General features: G+C 62.2%; 10 protein-coding genes. 5 read left to right on the forward strand and 5 right to left on the reverse strand.

The annotated features are described in order from the left end of the window. Positions 1–209 precede the first annotated feature (209 nt). Together der and KY459_16315 are read right to left on the reverse strand one after the other, a co-directional pair. Positions 210–1,589 (reverse strand): ribosome biogenesis GTPase Der, encoded by a 1,380-nt coding sequence (gene der, locus KY459_16310; GenBank protein MBW3566271.1) that lies wholly within the window; start codon positions 1,587–1,589, stop codon positions 210–212. Beyond that, positions 1,586–2,953: a DUF92 domain-containing protein gene (locus tag KY459_16315; GenBank protein ID MBW3566272.1), complete on the reverse strand. Its 1,368-nt coding sequence runs from the start codon at positions 2,951–2,953 to the stop codon at positions 1,586–1,588. The genes der and KY459_16315 overlap by 4 nt, the downstream gene beginning before the upstream one ends. A 48-nt stretch (positions 2,954–3,001) precedes the next feature. Between KY459_16315 and KY459_16320 the strand changes: the two genes are divergently transcribed. From KY459_16320 to KY459_16340, 5 genes are all read left to right on the forward strand, one after another. Further along, positions 3,002–4,654: a hypothetical protein gene (locus KY459_16320; protein ID MBW3566273.1), complete on the forward strand. Its 1,653-nt coding sequence runs from the start codon at positions 3,002–3,004 to the stop codon at positions 4,652–4,654. After that, positions 4,651–5,631 carry an ABC transporter permease gene (locus KY459_16325; protein ID MBW3566274.1) on the forward strand — a complete coding sequence of 327 codons (981 nt, stop codon included), beginning with the start codon at positions 4,651–4,653 and terminating at the stop codon, positions 5,629–5,631. The genes KY459_16320 and KY459_16325 overlap by 4 nt, the downstream gene beginning before the upstream one ends. A gap of 38 nt (positions 5,632–5,669) precedes the next feature. Further along, on the forward strand, positions 5,670–6,488 hold the full coding sequence (locus KY459_16330; protein ID MBW3566275.1) for an ABC transporter permease: 819 nt from the start codon (positions 5,670–5,672) through the stop codon (positions 6,486–6,488). Between the two features lie 480 nt (positions 6,489–6,968). Further along, positions 6,969–8,135, forward strand: a complete 1,167-nt coding sequence (locus tag KY459_16335) for an NAD(P)/FAD-dependent oxidoreductase (protein ID MBW3566276.1) — start codon at positions 6,969–6,971, stop codon at positions 8,133–8,135. Positions 8,136–8,167: 32 nt separating this feature from the next. Beyond that, positions 8,168–9,007, forward strand: a complete 840-nt coding sequence (locus tag KY459_16340; protein MBW3566277.1) for a squalene/phytoene synthase family protein — start codon at positions 8,168–8,170, stop codon at positions 9,005–9,007. Between the two features lie 14 nt (positions 9,008–9,021). On the opposite strand, the gene KY459_16345 is transcribed toward KY459_16340, so the two are convergent. From KY459_16345 to KY459_16355, 3 genes are read right to left on the reverse strand one after another with little or no spacing between them, the layout of a single operon-like run. Further along, on the reverse strand, positions 9,022–12,111 hold the full coding sequence (locus tag KY459_16345; protein ID MBW3566278.1) for an efflux RND transporter permease subunit: 3,090 nt from the start codon (positions 12,109–12,111) through the stop codon (positions 9,022–9,024). After that, positions 12,108–15,365, reverse strand: a complete 3,258-nt coding sequence (locus KY459_16350) for an efflux RND transporter permease subunit (protein MBW3566279.1) — start codon at positions 15,363–15,365, stop codon at positions 12,108–12,110. The genes KY459_16345 and KY459_16350 overlap by 4 nt, the downstream gene beginning before the upstream one ends. Before the next feature lie 25 nt (positions 15,366–15,390). Beyond that, on the reverse strand, positions 15,391–16,533 hold the full coding sequence (locus KY459_16355) for an efflux RND transporter periplasmic adaptor subunit (GenBank protein MBW3566280.1): 1,143 nt from the start codon (positions 16,531–16,533) through the stop codon (positions 15,391–15,393). Positions 16,534–16,954: the final 421 nt, after the last annotated feature.

Genomic DNA, 16,954 nt, shown 5'->3' on the forward strand with positions numbered 1-16,954 from the left:
ACCTGCTTCCCCACCACCACCCGCGCCTATCGCAACACCCACCACTGGCAGAAGACACGCGCCGAAGCCAGGCTCGACTGGTTCATCAAGCACGGTCCTGTCTGCGCAGGCTGGCAAAGGGACCCCCCCCCCCCCCCCCCCCCCCCCCCCCCCCCCCCCCCACCCCCCACCCCAACCACCCACCCCCACAAACCAACCCCAAATTCCGCTTACTCCACCTCACACCCCCCCCGACCCCGTCTTTCTCCTCCTTCGAAGCCTTTCCGGCTTCGGATCACCAGCCGAACCGGGGTTCCGAAGAGTCCGAGCTCTTCGCGAAACGTGTTCTCGAGGTATCGGCGATACGAAAAGTGAATCGGCTCGCTCGTGTTCGAGAAGAGGGCGAAGGTCGGCGGCGAGTCCTTCACCTGCGTCCCGTAGTAGAACCTCCGGGCACGCCCGCGGGAGATCGCGGGTGGCATGTGGCGTTGCACGGCACGCTCGAGGATGTCGTTGACACGCGAGGTCGTGAATCGGGCGCGGTACGAGGCGGCGACCAGGTCGACGACGCCGAAAATCTTGTCCACCCTCCTCCCCGTCCTGGCCGAGATCAGCTCGATCGGCGCGAACCAGAGAAATTTCATGATCCGCCGGATCTCTTCCTCCGTCTTCTTCGCGAGCTCTTCCGAGCGTTCGACCGCGTCCCACTTGTTCACGAGAATGATCGCCGCCTTTCCGGCATCCTGCGCGTAACCCGCCACCGTCGCGTCCTGCGAGGTTGCTCCTTCCGTCCCGTCCAGAACCACGAGAGCGATGTCGCACGCGTCGATCGCCTTGCGAGCCGAGATGATCGAGAGCTTCTCCGCAGCCTCGGTCGTCTTCCCTTTCCGCCGAATGCCGGCCGTGTCGACGATCTCGTAAAGCTTGCCGTCCCTCTCGATCAGCGTGTCGACCGAATCCCGCGTCGTCCCGGAGATCTCCGAGACGATCGAGCGTTCTTCCCCCAGCAGCCGGTTCAGGAGCGAGCTCTTTCCGACGTTCGGACGGCCGATGATCGCAAGACGGATCGGGCCGGCCTGATCATCAACTCCGGCACCCGCTCCATCCGCGTCGGGAAGGGATTCGGCAATGGTTTCGAGAAGGTCGTCGATTCCCGTGCCGTGCTCCGCCGAGACCCCGAGAACCCTTTCGAAGCCGAGCGAATGGAACTCGTGCATGCCGAGCTCTCCCGCCTTCGTGTCGGTTTTGTTGACGATGACGATGACCCGCTCCGCGACTCCCCGAAGGTGTTGGGCGATCTCTTCGTCCGCCGCCGTGACACCCTCCCGGCCATCGACCACGAGAAGAATCAGATCGGCGTCCTCGATCGCGGCCTCGGCCTGCTGTCTGATCTCGCCCGCGAACGCAGAGAGAGGGTCGTCACCGTACTCCAGCCCACCGCTGTCGACGAGCTCGAAGGTGATCTCGTCGTCCTCGACGATCCCCCGTATCAGGTCCCTCGTCATTCCGGGCATGTCGTGAGTGAGCGCGCGACGGCTCCTCGTCAGCCGATTGAAGAGCGTCGACTTTCCGACGTTCGGCCGGCCGACGATCAGAACGCTCCGCTTCACAAAATCACCATCCCAGCCCAGTAAGCGAGGGTCGCGCCCGCCATCGTATTGAGAAAATTCAGTGCCCCGTTGGAGACATCGAGCCCCCGCTGTCGATTGAAGCTTCCCGCCACACTTTCGAGCCACGACCCGACGATTGCCGAGAGTCCGACGATGATGACGGCAACGGCGGCAGATCCAGCAACCTGTTCGCGGATCAGCCAGACACCGAACGAAGCCACGACGAATCCCGCGATTGCGCCCGCCGCAGTTCCTTCGAGCGAAACCGCGCCTTCCGTTCCCGCCGGAACCCGCTTCAGGGTGAGCGGAAGAAACGCCCGTCTGCCGATCAGTTGGCCGATCTCCGAAGCCGTCGTGTCCGCCGCAGCGGTCGCCAGCGACGCGATCGCCGCCATCCAGAGGAGCTCAGCCGGCCGGGACGAGCTCGTGATGAAAATCGCCAGGATCGACGCCACACCGATGTTCGAAAACGCATGCGAGAACCCGCGGCGCCCGCCCGACTCCTGTGCGAGACCAGCCGCTGCCTTTCTCGCGAAACCCATCTTCGTGACGACGCTGCCGATGACGAAGAACAGCAGCATCGTCAGATAGAGCTCCCACCCGCCGAAAACGATCATCACCGCTCCGAGCGCGATCCCCCCGAACATCCCGGAGACCGAAACCGATCTCGCCAGCCAGCCAAGACAACCGAGCACCAGGTTGATCACGAGCCATACGGCCGTTGCGCCTCCACCGACCACATGCGGAATCGAAACAGCGGTCGAAACGAGCGCCGCTGCATAACCGGCGAAGAGAGGAATCACGATATTGTCGTCGATACCGAGAGGCAGGCTCTCCACGATTGCAGCCGTGATCGTCGCGATGATGACGATGACCATCAGGGGCGCTCCGGGGGCGTCCTCCGTCGTGTCGACGAAGGAGGACGCCATCCATGCGATCGGTGCGGCGAGCGCGATGAAGCTCAAACTCCCGGCGATGCTCTTCGAGGGATTCCACGGAAGCGGTGCAAGGGGAAGGTTCCGGCCGACGAGCGTCGCGATCCCGTCGCCGAAGGCGAGGATGCACCAGACGATCGCGGCAAGGGCCGGCCGGTCGTGGAAGACCACGATGACCACGAGAACGGAGATCGGATAGATCACGATCCCGGAGTCCCACCCGACGTCCGACCGGGCAATCCGGCGGCCTCCTGCGGCCGGAAGGACGAAGCGATTGAAAAGCGCCGCGACCATCGCGAGAATGGCCGCCTGCAGCGTCGTCAGCCACCCGAGCGCGAACGCGAAGATCCCGAAGAACATGTGGACGAGCTTCCGGAGGCCTTCGCTCGAAAGGCCGGCTCGCTCGGACTCGACCGGCATCTGGCTCATCGTCGGCGTACGATATCTCACAGCGATCGGCCCTTATAATTGCGGGCCATGAGCCGTCACCTTCGAATTTTCCCGGCCATTGCCGGCCTGCTCGTCCTCCTTCAATGCGCTGAGCCGGTCACCGAGCAGACCGCGCAGCAAACCACATTTCCGATCGAAGGGGGAACGCTCAACCGACGCCTCTCCTCGGAGATCGCGACGCTCAACTTCGTGCGCTCCACCACCCTCAACGAGAAGTACGTCATCTCCTGCCTGCAGGACGCTCTCGTCGAATGGAACGACAAGCTCGAGATTCAACCAGGCCTGGCACGCAAGTGGGAAATATCGCCCGACGGCAGAGCGATCACCTTCCATCTCGACCCCCGCGCCACCTGGAGCGATGGAAAGCCGGTCACATCGGGAGATCTGATCTACACGCTCCGGGCGATCGTCGAGGGGGAGATCCCCTCGCCACAGTACGCCGGACTCTTCACCTCGCTGGATCTGAAGCGGAGCCGGATCATCGACGACCGCACCGCTGAGATCCGATTCACGACTCCCCGCGCGGGTCTCATCGAGACGTTCAATATCCCGCTTCTCCCGAGACACATCTACGCCGACCGTGATCACTCACAACCGGATTTCGAAAGCGTCGGAACTGGTCCGTATGTTCTGGAAGAGCGCGTGCCGGGCAGCCACATCCGGCTGGTCCGGCGTGATGATTACTGGCGCCAGAAACCGTTCATCGAAGAGGTCGTGTTCCGTCTTCTAGAAGACGACACCACAGCGTGGAACGCAATGAAGCTCGGAGACATCGATGTGATGAGCGTCTCCTCCGACCGCTGGACTCAGGAGCGCAACAATCCGCTGGTCCAACAGCGGATGGATTTTCAGACGTTCTACGAGCTCGATTACAGCTTCATCGCGTGGAACAACCGTCATCCGGTGCTGAGCGACCCCAGGGTCCGCCGGGCGATGACGATGAGCCTCGATCGCGCGACGATCATCGAGAACCTCTACTACGGCACGGCGAGAATCATCACGGGACCCTTCACACCCGACATGTGGGCATACAACCAGAACGTCACGGCAGTTCGATACGACCTCGACGGAGCCGCCCAGCTGCTGGCCTCGGCCGGCCTCAGCGACATCGATCAGGACGGCGTGCTGGAGAAGAATGGCGAGGCCGTGTCGATCGACCTGATCGTCTCCTCCGGATCACCGATCTCACAGCAGATCGGCCAGATCCTTCAGGACGCGCTCTCCACAATCGGCCTCACGCTGAATGTCGTACCGCTCGACCGGGCGACCTTTTTCGCCCGAGTCATTGAAGGCGACTTCGATGCGGCCTTTCTCGCCTGGGGAATCGATCCCGACCCGGACGTCTATTCGACATTTCACTCGTCGCAGATCCCTCCCACCGGACAGAACTTCGTCTACTATTCGAACCCGCGTGCCGACCGCCTCATCGAGGAGGGCCGCAACGAGCTCGATCCCGCAAAGCGTGAGGCGATCTATCGGGAGCTCCATGCGGTCCTGTCCGAGGATCAGCCCTACACCTGGGTCGTTCAGGAAGCGAAAAAGTGGGCGGTCAATCGCAGAATCCATGGCGTTCGGATGGCCAGAGGCATCGGACCGTTCCTCTGGTATCCCGGAATGAGGGGCTGGTGGATCAGCCCTCAAAGGCAGGCCGCGCCCGCGCCCGAGAGCGACGCGGCATGATCGCCTACGCAGCGCGAAGAGTCGTCTCCGCGCTCGTGACGCTGTTCGGAATCACTCTGCTGGTTTTCATCCTGACGCGCGCAGTCCCCGGAGACCCGGTTTCCTATCATCTCGGCATCGGAACGAGCACCAGGACCGTACCGCCCGAACTGGTCGAGCTCACGCGCGTGCGATGGGGTCTCGACCGGCCTCTACCCGTCCAGTACCTCAAATGGGTCCGGGCGGTCTCGACCGGTGATCTCGGCCGCTCATACTCCGATGCGAGACCGGTGACCGAAAAGATCTCCGAGCGGGTTGCGGCATCGATCGAGCTCAACGGCATCGCGTTGTTTCTCGCAATCGGTGCCGCGATCCCTCTCGGGGTTCTGTCAGCGCGACGGAAAGGAGGCCGGCTCGACCGATCGATTTCCGTTGCCGCATTCATTCTCTTCGCCATTCCGGGATTCTGGCTGGCCGTGCTCCTGATCGAGCTGCTCGTCATGCGCTTTCCCCTTCTCCCCCTTCAGGGGATGAGGGAGCTCGGATCGGATGGCGGACTACTCGACCATCTCCGCCATCTCGTCCTTCCCGTGACGGTCCTTGCGAGTGGAGCCTTCGCTCTCTTCCTCCGACACACGCGGCGCGCAATGATCGAGTGCCTCGGTGAGCAGCACATCATCGCGGCGAGAGCCCGAGGCCTCTCGGAGACGCGGCTCGTCTGGAAGCACGCTTTCCGGGCAGCTCTGGTGCCGATCCTCACGCTCATCGCGCTCGTTCTCCCCTGGGTACTCTCGGGCAGCGTGATCGTCGAGCAGATCTTCCAGTGGCGTGGGCTCGGAAAACTCTTTTTCGATGCGGTTCTCCAGCGCGATTACCCGCTGATCAGCGGACTCACACTGCTGATGGCCGCGGTCACTCTGCTCGTCAACCTCGCCGCGGATCTCTCGTACCGGGCAATCGACCCGAGGGTCGCAATCGAGGAGAGCCGCCTGCGATGAGCAGATTCAACCGAGGTGCGGTTATATGGCTGATCGCAATGACGGTCTGTGGGACTTTGGCGCCGTTGATTGCACACGATCCCCGTCAGGACGATCGACTCGTCGGCCCTCTCGTCCCCCATTCTCCAACCAGAACCTCTCCCGCCGATCGACTCGAGCCGCCATCCGCGGCTCACCTCCTGGGGACCGACGATCTCGGCCGGGATGTTCTCGCCAGGCTCATCCACGGGAGCCGAACATCGCTGCTGGTCGGCCTGATCACGGGAGCCGCATCGCTGCTGATCGGCGCGGGTCTCGGTGCGATTGCAGGGTGGTACGGAGGCTTCATCGACACGATCATCTCCAGATCGATCGAGTCGGTGCTGTCGTTTCCGAACCTCTTCCTGGTTCTGGCGATCATCGCCATCGCGGGACCTTCGATCTGGTCGATCATCGCGGCATTCGTCGCAACGGGATGGGTTCACGAGGCCCGCTTCGTTCGCGCCGAGGTTCTGCGACTCCGGGAGAGCGAGCTGAGCCTCGCCGCCATCGCGACGGGCGCCGCGCCAGCCCGTGTGATCTTCCGGCATCTGCTTCCGATCGCCCTGGCGCCGGCTCTCGTATCGGCCAGCTTCGGAGCGGCGGGAGCGATTGCGGCCGAAGCGGCGCTCACCTTCCTCGGGTTCGGTGTGCAGCTCCCCCACCATTCGTGGGGGGCGATTCTCGCCGCGGCACGAAACTACGCCGGGATTGCGTGGTGGCTCGTGATTTTTCCCGGCACGACGATCTTTCTGACGATTCTTTCCATTCACGCGATCGGAGACGATCTCGCCGACCGGCTCGACCCGCGCGAGCGCGCCTTCGCCTCGAGCCGCTGAAACATTTGTTCTCGCGAATTCAAACGCTCGTCATCCTGATGCAATTGACCGACGCGTTGAGCCGGTGAAGCGGGAATGAAAACCGGAGCCCGCAAAACTCCGCACCCCATACTCAAACCGACGTCGTCCCGAGCGGGCGGTCGGGTGGGCAAGCGAGGGACCCTGCAGGGTGGGACATCAGGCCAAGCGAAGCGCTGCAAAAGGTCGAAGTCCACGCAATTTCGTCGTCGTTTCATTAGGAGCCGCCGAAGGACGGCGAACGATCTGGGGGCAGGCTCGTGGAAGAAAATGACAGGTCACCGGCAACGTTGATTGACGATCCCCCGCCCGGATTCTTCGCCCGTGCTGCGCCGGGCTCAGAATGACGAGTGCTTCGCTCTTCAACCCTGGCTCCCGAATCCTGATCCCTGATCCCTGACCCCTGATCCCTTCTCTTGTTCGGAATCTCGCGCGCGACGCGCACGGTTGGCAGACTCGCCGATGAACGACGACTCGGACATCATTCGCATCGCAGGCGCAGGCCCGTCGGGGCTCTCGGCCGCGATCGCGCTCGCACGAGCCGGACGACGCGTCGAAGTTCACGAGAAGAATGCCGACGTCGGCAGGCGCTTCATCGGCGATCTCCAGATTCTCGAGAACTTCTCGGAGGAAGAGCGGATCGAGGACTTTCTCGACCGGATCGGGATCGAGCGCAACTTCTACTTCAGACCCGTCCATCGCTCGAGCTTTTTCGACCACAAGGGCCGCGCCTTCGAGCTTCAAAGCACCGAGCCGTACGGTTACTTCATCCGCCGGGGTCCGTTCGACGGGACACTCGATCGCGGACTTCTTTCCCAGGCGCGTGAGCTCGGAGTCGATATCCACTTCTCCAGCCGTCTGGATCCTTCGGAGGCCCGCATAGTCGCGACCGGTCCGGCGAGCCCCGATGGCCTGGCGAAGGAAATCACGTTCCGCGCGGAGGGCCCGGAGATCGTCGACGTCTACTTCGATCACCACCTCTCGCCCGGCGGCTATTCGTATCTCTTCATCCTCGACGACGTTGCGACCTTCGGCTGCGCCATCGTCAGCGACTTCAAAAACATTGACCGGTATTTCGATCACTGTCTCGCACGAGCCATGAAACTGAGAGACTTCGACCCGAACGAGGACCGCCGCACCGGCTACTCCTACATGAATTTTCATCTCAAGCAGTCGGCAATGAGCGATCAGGCCGTTTATGTCGGCGAGTCCGCGGGATTTCAGGACTATCTCTTCGGTCTCGGGATCCGATATGCGCTCACGAGCGGGAACCTCGCCGCTCAGGCGATCCTCGCGGGCCGTTCTTTTGATTCGATGTGGCGGGAACAGCTCGGCACAAAACAGTTCACGAGCGTCGCAAACCGATTTCTCTACGAGATCGGCGGCAACGCCGGGCTCTCGCTCTTCACCCGCGATGCCGCCCGAGCGGGAGATCTCCGCGACTTTCTGTACGGCTGGCACCAGCAGGCGTGGTGGAAGAGCGGGATCTCGTCGGTCGTCCAGCGCTTCTGGCGGCACCGAGGCAAGTGCCAGCACAAGCCGGGTCCGCACTGGTGCCGCGCCCGCGACACGGCGATGAAGGTTCCTCCGCTCGGGCCGCTCGAGAATGGCGATTCGGAGTCCGGATGATCGCGACGCCTCACGAGACGGATTCACCAGCGATGAGCGAGGCCTATGCGGTCTGTCGCCGGATCACGCATCAGTACGGGGCGAACTTCTCGGTCGGATTCCGGTTCCTTCCCCGCCACAAACGCAACGGAGTCTATGCGGCGTACGCGTTCTGCCGGCTCGCGGACGACATCGCGGACGATCCGGGAACCGGAATCGAAGAGAGGCTCGACCAGTGGCAGGGGGAGCTGGAAGCATGCTACGCCGGACGGCCGAAGCAGGTCGTCACCGTTGCGCTCTACGACACGATTCAGCGCTTTCCCGTACCGAAGCAGGCATTCGTCGATCTGATCGACGGCTGCCGGCAGGATTTGGTCAAGACCCGATACGAGACCTTCGAGGAACTACTGGAGTACTGCCGGCTGGTCGCCGCGTCGATCTCCGAGATCTCCCTTTCGATCTTCGGCTACGACAGCGACTCTGCAATTGAGCACGGGCGCGACCTCTCGACCGCGCTGCAGCTCACGAACATCAGCCGCGACGTCGGTGACGATCTCGATCGCGACCGGATCTATGTACCCGCGGAGGATCTCGATAGGTTCGGCGTAAGCGAGGAGGATCTGATCGCACGCGCTCACACCCCCGCGATGGAGGCGCTGCTCCGCTTCCAATTCGAGCGGGCGCGATCGTACTTCGAGAGGGCGGAGCCGCTCATCGGGGAGATCGAGCGGGATTCACGCTTTCCGGTCGTCCTGATGGGTGGCGTTTATGCAACGGTGCTCGAGCGTCTCGAGCGCGATCCATTCGCGGTGCTGCACCGCCGGATCTCGCTGTCGACCGGGGCAAAGCTGGGGGTGATCGCACGCCGGCTGTTCAAGCCACGTTTCCTCTGATCCGTGGAGGCGGCTCAGGCCGTGGCCGGTTCGGTGTCGCCGTCGACAGCATTGGTCTTCTCGCGCGGACGCGCGGCGCTCCAGACGCCTTTGACCCAGCCGGCCGTCGCCTCGATCCTGTCATTGATGAACGGAAGGACGAGAAGCGTCAGAAAAGTCGACGAGATCAGACCGCCGAGAACGGTGCGTGCCATCGGGAAGTACATCAATCCGCCGACGTGCGCGCCGCCGATCGCCAGAGGCAGCAGCCCGGTAATCGTGGTGAGCGCGGTCATCATGATCGGTCGGAGCCGGTCGCGGCCCGCCTGAAGAATCGCCTCTTCGCGACCGAGACCCGATCTTCGAAGATGGTTGAGGTGATCGAGCAGCACGATTCCGTTGTTCACGACGATGCCCATCAGGATCAGAATCCCGATCTGAGCCATCATGTTGAACGGAGTTCCCGTCGCCGCGAGCAGCCATGTGATCCCCGGGAGCGCCAGCGGAATCGAAAAGAGGATCGCGAAGGGCTGCGCGTACGATTCGAAGAGCGCCGCCATGACGACGTAGACGAGCATGAGCGCCATCAGGACGTTGAAGAGCATCTGAGCGTCCTGACTCTCCTGTTCGACGATCCGGTCGTTGTACGACCACGAATATCCCGGCGGCAGATCGAACGAGTCCATGAGTCCGGTGATCTGTTCTTTCGTAGCGTCCCAGTTCTCGCCGTCGTAGACCGCCCGCAACTGAACTCGAACCTTCCTGTTTTCGCGATCGATCTCGTCGGGGCTCGAGACGATCTGGAAATCGGCAACGTCGCCGAGCGTCAGCTCGGTTCCGGTTGCGGTACGAAGCTGGAGGTTCCTGAGGTCGTCCATGGTCTCGCGATCCTCGTCGCGCAGCGCGAGCCAGGTCTCCACCTCACGGTCACCCGCATTGAAACGTCGAAGGCGCATGCCGCCGAGCGTGAACCCGAAAATGTCGGACATGTCCTGGGCGGTCAGACCGAGCTTCGCCGCCTTGTCTCTGTCGATGGTCACCTGGATCTCTCGTCTCGCGCTGTCGAGCGACGTCGAGATGTCATTGACGCCCTCGACGGTCTCCAGCCGCCGAACGGCTTCTCTCGCATAACGCTCGAGAAGCGTCGTGTCCTGTCCGAAGAACTTCACCGAGAAGTAGGTGCTGCTGCCGCCCGACTCTGTATCCTCATAAAAGAAGATCCTCGCGCCGGGAACCTCCGGCAACCCTTCCCGAATTTTCTTCCGGAGCTCACCGATCTCCTTGTCGCCGAGGTCTTCCCGCGTGAGGGTGAGCGTCGTCCCGGCCTGATTTTCCGCATAGAACGAGTAGATCGAGTCGATGTAGTACTCGTCGCGATGCGCATTGAGGTACTCCTCGACCTTCGCCACGGCTTCGGCCGACTCGGACTGGTACGTGAAGTCGCTGTACTCGTACTGGAGGTACAGGCGCGTGTTCTTGGTCGCCGAGAACATTCCTCCTTCGACGAGTCCGAAGACGAATGGCAGGATGCCGGCCACGAAAGCCCCGGCGATGATGAACGATGATTTCCACGGATGCGCCAGCGTCCACCCGAGAACGCGGACGTATCGGGCTTCCAGCTTTTCGATGATCGGGATCGGCTTTGCCTTTTTCGCCTTGAGGAAGTGCGCCGACATCAGCGGAATCAGCGTGAGCGACGAGAACAACGAGCAGATCAGGGCGAGCGAAATGGCGATGCCCACCTCGCCGAGCCAGATCGTCAGCTCGTTTCCATCTCCGAAAATCAGCGGAAAAAATACGATCAGCGAGGTCAGCGTGGCACTCGTCACGGCGACGGAGACATGGTTCGCGCCGATCAGGGCTGCCTTTTTCGTGTTACCCACCGTACGATGCGTCCGGTCGATCGATTCGAGCACCACGACTGCGTTGTCGACGAGCATTCCGACCCCGAGCATCAGCCCCATCATCGACAGGATGTTGAGCGTTTTCCCCATGAAAAAGAGGACGCCGCAGGCAGCGATGATCGAGAAGGGGATCGTCAGTGAGACGATTAGAGTCGAGTCGAACCGTCGAAGAAAGAAGTAGAGAACGAAGACGGCGAGGAGCCCTCCGACGAAGCCGCTCGTCCGGAGTCCCGTGACACCGTTGACGATCTCGTCCGCCTGGTCTTCCCAGACGAAAACGTTAATTCCGTTGAGTAGCGGATCGGAACCGATGTCTTCCTCGATGACACGCATGACTTCTCGCGCGGTCTCGACGGTGTTCGCGGTCGACTCCTTGAATACCGTCAGTCCGATCGCGAACTTGCCGTTGAGGTTCCGTCCATACAGGAGCGGGGGCTCCTGGTAGGTGACGTTGGCGATGTCTCCGAGCCGGACTCCCGTCTCGTTGATCGTCAGATTCTCGAAGGCCTCGACCGACTGGAACCGGCCAACGACACGAGCCGTGTAGCGCTCACCTCCGTTGCGAACCTCTCCGAGAACGAGGTTCGAGGACGCACCCTGCAGCTTCGCGATCAGCTCGCCGACGTCAATGTCGTACGCCCGGATGGCAGCCATCTCGAGATCGATGGAGATCTCCTTCGGGTTGACTCCATCGAGATCGACGCGACCGACGCCGGGTACGCGGCGGAGCGGATTGAGGAGTCTCGTCTCGAGCAGTTCGTAGCTTTCGCTCAGGTCGATTCCCTCGGCCGAGACCCGAGCCTGGACGACCGGAATGTCGGAAGTGCTGAACGAAAAGATCAGCGGCTCGCTGATCCCTTCGGGAAGTGTCGGCTCGATCTGGTCGATCTTCTCGGACACCTCCATCCGAAGGATGTCGAGCGATTCACCCCATGCAAACTCGAGAAAGACGCTCCCCTGGTCGGCCGTCGCTTCGCTGCTGATCTTCCTGACGCCCGAAAGCGTCGCGAGAGCTTCTTCGACCGGCTTGACGATCTCCCGCTCGATCTGGGTGGGATTCGAGTTGGGATAGCCGATCTGAACACCGATGAACGGAGCGTCGACGTCAGGCAGAAATGCCAGCGGAAGCCGCATCAGCGCAATCACTCCGACCACGACGACGCTGATGAGAATCATCGTCGTAGTGACGGGACGTTCGACCGCCAGCTTCGGAAGGTTCACGACGGAACCTCACGCGGACGACCGAGGGCCACCTCGCCACTTGGATCCGCGTCCTTCGCCCGGACCGCACTCGCCTCCGTATCCGGAGCGTAGCGCTTGCGATCGACCAGCGAGTAGACGACCGGGATGACGACCAGCGTGAGGATCGTCGCGACGGCGAGGCCACCGATGACCGTGATCGCCAGCGGAGCGCGAAGTTCGGCACCCTCACCGATCCCGAGCGCCATCGGAGCCAGACCGAGAATGGTCGTCGCCGAGGTCATCAGAATCGGTCTCAGCCGGTCCTGGCCAGCCGCGACGATCGCATCCTCTTTCTCCATCCCTTCGTCGCGTCGCCGGTTGATCGCGTCGACGAGAACGATCGCATTGTTCACCACGATCCCTGCCAGCATGACGACTCCGATCATCGCCACGACACTGATCGAGTTTCCCGTCACGAGCAGCGCGAGCACCACTCCGATCGCCGCAAGCGGAAGCGTGAAGATGATGACGAACGGGTGCAGGAACGACTCGAACTGTGAGGCCATCACGATGTAGACGAGAAAGATGGCGAGTGCCATCGCGAAGAGCAGGGAGTTGAGCGAGCGGCTCATCTCTTCTTCCTGTCCGCTGAGCGCCGTGATGACGTTGGGGGGGAAGGGAGTCGCGCGCAGGGCCGCCCGGATGTCGGCGGCGACCTCTCCCATGTCCCGACCGGAGAGGTTGCCGGATACGACGCCCGCACGTTTCTGGCCGATCCGGACGATTTCCGAAGGACCCTCGACGAGCTCGACCGTTGCTACGGAGTCGAGCCGGATCGGACGGCCTTCGTGCTGACCCACGATCAGGCCGCGAACGTCTTCGACCGATGCGTCACCGATCGTCACGGCATGAACGAGGATGTCGATCTCCCGATCACCCTGCATGAACCGGGTCGCGACCTCTCCCTGAATTTTCGTTCGGATCGTCTGAGCAACCTGAAAGAGATCGAGATCGAACCGGCTCAACTGATTGCGGTCGAATGAAACCTGAAGTTCCGGATTCCCCAGCTCGGTGTTGGAGCGCACGTCCACGATGCCATCGATACCTCTCAGAATCCGGGCGACTTCGACACTCGACTCCTGCATCGCGCGAAGGTCGTCACTGTAGACCTCGACTTCCACCGGTGTACGGAAGCTGAAAAGCGATGGACGCTCGAATTTGAATCGCGCCTGTCCGACCTCTGAGATCCGATTGCGGAGGTCTGCGATCACCACCGCTTCTTCTTCGGAGGGCGTCCCGGGCATCATTCGGACGTAAATCCTGCCGCTGTTCTCCCCCTCGGTGCCGGTGTTGGAGAGCGACATCCCCGCCCCTCCCGCGATGCTCGAGTACGAGCCGACGTTCCCGACTCCTTCGAGCATCGATTGAACATCGCCGAGAACTCGGTCGGTCACCTCGAGCGGGGTCCCCTCCGGAAGCTCGACGAAGTAGCTGAACTCTCCCTGAGAGAACGCTGGGATGAGATCGAGTCCGAGGCCAGGTACCGCAAGGATCGACATCACGAAGAGGCCGAGTGCGACCAGAAGGACCAGGCTGCGCGCCGAGAGCGCACGCCGGAGGACCGAAGGATAACGACCGAAGACCCCCTCGTAGCTCCGGTCGAAAGCCGCCGCGAAAGGACGTGCGAGCCAGGCCAGAGCTCCCCGGCCGCCACCGCCGCCCTTTCGAAGCCCGCGAACAGTTGCCACCAGACCGCGTCGCGGCCACGTCTTCCAGCCCTTCTTCTCGGTCCCGTCCGCCGCGACGGCGGTCAGGGTATCTTCCGATTCATCCTTCAGAATCAGCGCGGCCATCATCGGGATGATGGTGAGCGCGACCGCCAGCGACGCGAGCAGCGAGAACGACACGGTCAGCGCCTGATCGAGAAACAGTTGCGCGGCAACGCCTTCGAGAAAGACGACTGGAACGAAAACGGCCACCGTCGTGAGCGTCGACGCGATCACGGCACGCCCGACCTCGGATGCCCCGAGTCGCGCCGCTTCCATCGGAACTTCCCCTTCCTCCTGACGCTTGTAGATCGCCTCGAGAACGACGATCGCATTGTCGACCAGCATGCCGACCCCGAGCGCGAGTCCGCCGAGCGACATGATGTTGAGCGATACGCCGAAAAAGTTCATCAGTGAGAACGTGATGACGATCGACAGCGGGATCGAGATACCGATGATCAGCGTGCTTCTCAGATCCTTCAGGAAAAAGAGCAGCACGAAGATCGCGATGATCCCTCCCATGAACGCATTGCTGAGGACCTCGGAGATCGAAGATTCGATGAAGGTCGACTGGTCTGCTCCCGTCTGAATCTCGATCCCCTCCGGAAGCTCTTTCTTGCTCGTCTCGAGCCGGGAACGAACCGCGCGGGCGACCTGAACCGTGTTCGCGTCCCCTTCCTTGTACAGGGCGAGCTCCACACCCTCCCGGCCGTCGAATCGTGTGATGACGTCCCGCTTGCTGAAGCCGCGTTCGACGCGCGCCACGTCACCGAGAGTCACGACCCTTCCGCCCTCGGCGAGAACGATCGTGTTTCTGATGTCGTCGAGGTTCCTGAACTCGTTCCGCGCTCGGACAAGATAGCGCGCTTCTTGCTCGTAGAGGCTGCCGCCCGCCTGGTTGACGTTCTCTCGCGCGAGCCTCTCGTTGAGCTCACCGACGGACAATCCGAGGATCGAGAGCTTTCCTTCGTCGACCTCGACCTGGATCTCCTCTTCATAGCCACCGTTGACGTTGATGGCGGCAACGCCGTCGGTGGATTCGAGATCCTTCTTGAGGATTTCTTCCGCCACGTAGCGTGTCTCGTAGAGGTCCTCGCCGCCGACGACGAAGAGTCTCATGAACGGCTCGTTCGAAGGATCGAATCTGAGGACGACCGGCCTCTCTGCTTCGCGAGGAAGCTGCACGAGGTCGAGCTTCTGACGGACGTCGATCGCCGCGAAGTCCATGTTGCGACCCCACTCGAACTCGAGGGTCACCTGGGAGAGTCCGGGTCGCGAAGCGGAAGTGATCCGCCGGACACCGCTGACGATTCCAACCGTCTCTTCGAGCGGTCGCGTGATCAACGCTTCCATCTCCCCCGGAGCCGCACCCGGATAACGGGTCTCCACCGTCAGGGTCGGATACGAGACGTCGGGCAACAGGTTGATCGGGAGCCGCGTGAAGGAGACGATTCCGAAGATCACGAGCGCGGCCGCGGCGACCGTCACGGTGACTCGCCGTCTGACCGAAAAGTCGACGATGTTCATGACGTGAGCTCCCCTCCGGCCCCGATCAGCTCGCGGCCTCTTCGCCGATGACCTTGACCGCAGCCCCTTCCTTGAGACCGCCCTGGCCTTCGACGATCACTCGCTCTCCCGCCTCGACACCGCTGAGGATCTCGAAAGTCTTTTCGTCCTCGATTCCCAGCTCGACGTCGCGTCTCGTCGCCACGCCGTCCTTTGCGACGAAGACGTAGGAGCGGCCGAGCTCACGAACCACCGCTTCCTTGTCGACGATGACCGCGTTCTCGTGCGTCTCGCGGACGATGTCGGCCTGGATGAAAGTACCGGGTCGCAGTCCCGAGGGAGCGCCGGTCGCTTCGACGGTCACTTTCACAGTTCCGGTCTGCCGATCGACTACCGTGCTCACTCGCCGCACCTCGGCCGTGAAGGAGAGCTCGGGATTAGAGCGGGGAGTCAGCTTCACGGCCCGTCCTTCCGTCAGCGCCATCGCCTCCCGCTCGGGAAGATAGAGATCCGCGATCATCGGATCGAAATCCGTGATCGTGTACAGCTGATCGCCCGGGCGGATCTGCTGGCCGACCTGAACCTTTCTGAGCGTCACGATACCCGAGATCGGCGCGTTCACGACCTTCCGTCCGAGCCGCCACTGCGCCTCGGCGAGGTCCTGATCCGCCACTCGCTTCTCCATCGCCGTCTTGTCGTAGTCGCCCTTGCTGAGCAGGCTCTGGTCCCATAGCCCCTGGGCGCGATCGAAGGCAGCCTGCGCATTCTCCGCTCGGGCCCGCGCACGGGAAAGCGCGATCTCTTCCTCATCCGAGACCAGCGTCACCATGACCGCCCCTCTCGAGACCGGCTCACCCTCCTCGTATCGAAATGCGCGAACGCGACCCTCGGTCTCGGAGATCACCTGAACCTCATTCTCTGCGACGAGATTCCCCGTCGCCGAGATCCAGGAGGACACCGGACCGACATAAGCCGTCATCACCTCGACGGGGACAGGCGTCTTTTCCTTCGATTGTTCACCTTCCTGCTCCGTCGCCTCCTCGCCATCAGCCTTGCCGGAATCGCCGCGAATCGCCAGCGTTCCCACGACGGCAGCTGCGACGATCAACAGGATCACCACCAGTGTCGCGACCGAGATCCGACCCGACTCACCGCTCATTCCGTTCATTTCCATCCTCCGAAGATCCATCACCCGCTCATACGTTCGACCAGTGCCTGATGTTTCACTCGAGCGGCGAGGGAGCGGGCAGACTCGTGAGTCAGCGTCGCCGGTTCCCAAACGAAAACGCACGATCCCCGACCAGATTCTTCGCCCGCGCTCCGCCGGGCTCAGAATGACGGGTTCCTGATTCTCTTGTTCTCCCCAAATTCAAGCACTCGGCATCCTGAGCAATTGACCGGCGCGTTGCGCCGGTGAAGCGAAAATGACACCTGTGAGTGCAGAAACAACCGCACTCGCATACTAAACCGACGTCATCCTGAGCGGGCGGTCGGGCGGGCAGGCGAAGGACCTCGCAGGTTGGGACATCAGACCAAGCGAAGCGCTGCAAAGGGTCGAAGTCCAACAATTTCGTGGTCGTTTCATCCTGGAGCCGCCGAAGACGGCGAAG

It is taken from the genome of Acidobacteriota bacterium (genome assembly GCA_019347945.1).
GTDB lineage: Bacteria > Acidobacteriota > Thermoanaerobaculia > Gp7-AA8 > JAHWKK01 > JAHWKK01.

Coding starts and splice junctions, on each gene's coding strand:
- KY459_16315 (MBW3566272.1), bottom strand. CDS start 2,953: ATGAGCCAGATGCCGGTCGAGTCCGAGCGAGCCGGCCTTTCGAGCGAA.
- KY459_16320 (MBW3566273.1), top strand. CDS start 3,002: ATGAGCCGTCACCTTCGAATTTTCCCGGCCATTGCCGGCCTGCTCGTC.
- KY459_16325 (MBW3566274.1), top strand. CDS start 4,651: ATGATCGCCTACGCAGCGCGAAGAGTCGTCTCCGCGCTCGTGACGCTG.
- KY459_16330 (MBW3566275.1), top strand. CDS start 5,670: ATGACGGTCTGTGGGACTTTGGCGCCGTTGATTGCACACGATCCCCGT.
- KY459_16335 (MBW3566276.1), top strand. CDS start 6,969: ATGAACGACGACTCGGACATCATTCGCATCGCAGGCGCAGGCCCGTCG.
- KY459_16340 (MBW3566277.1), top strand. CDS start 8,168: ATGAGCGAGGCCTATGCGGTCTGTCGCCGGATCACGCATCAGTACGGG.
- KY459_16350 (MBW3566279.1), bottom strand. CDS start 15,365: ATGAACATCGTCGACTTTTCGGTCAGACGGCGAGTCACCGTGACGGTC.
- KY459_16355 (MBW3566280.1), bottom strand. CDS start 16,533: ATGGATCTTCGGAGGATGGAAATGAACGGAATGAGCGGTGAGTCGGGT.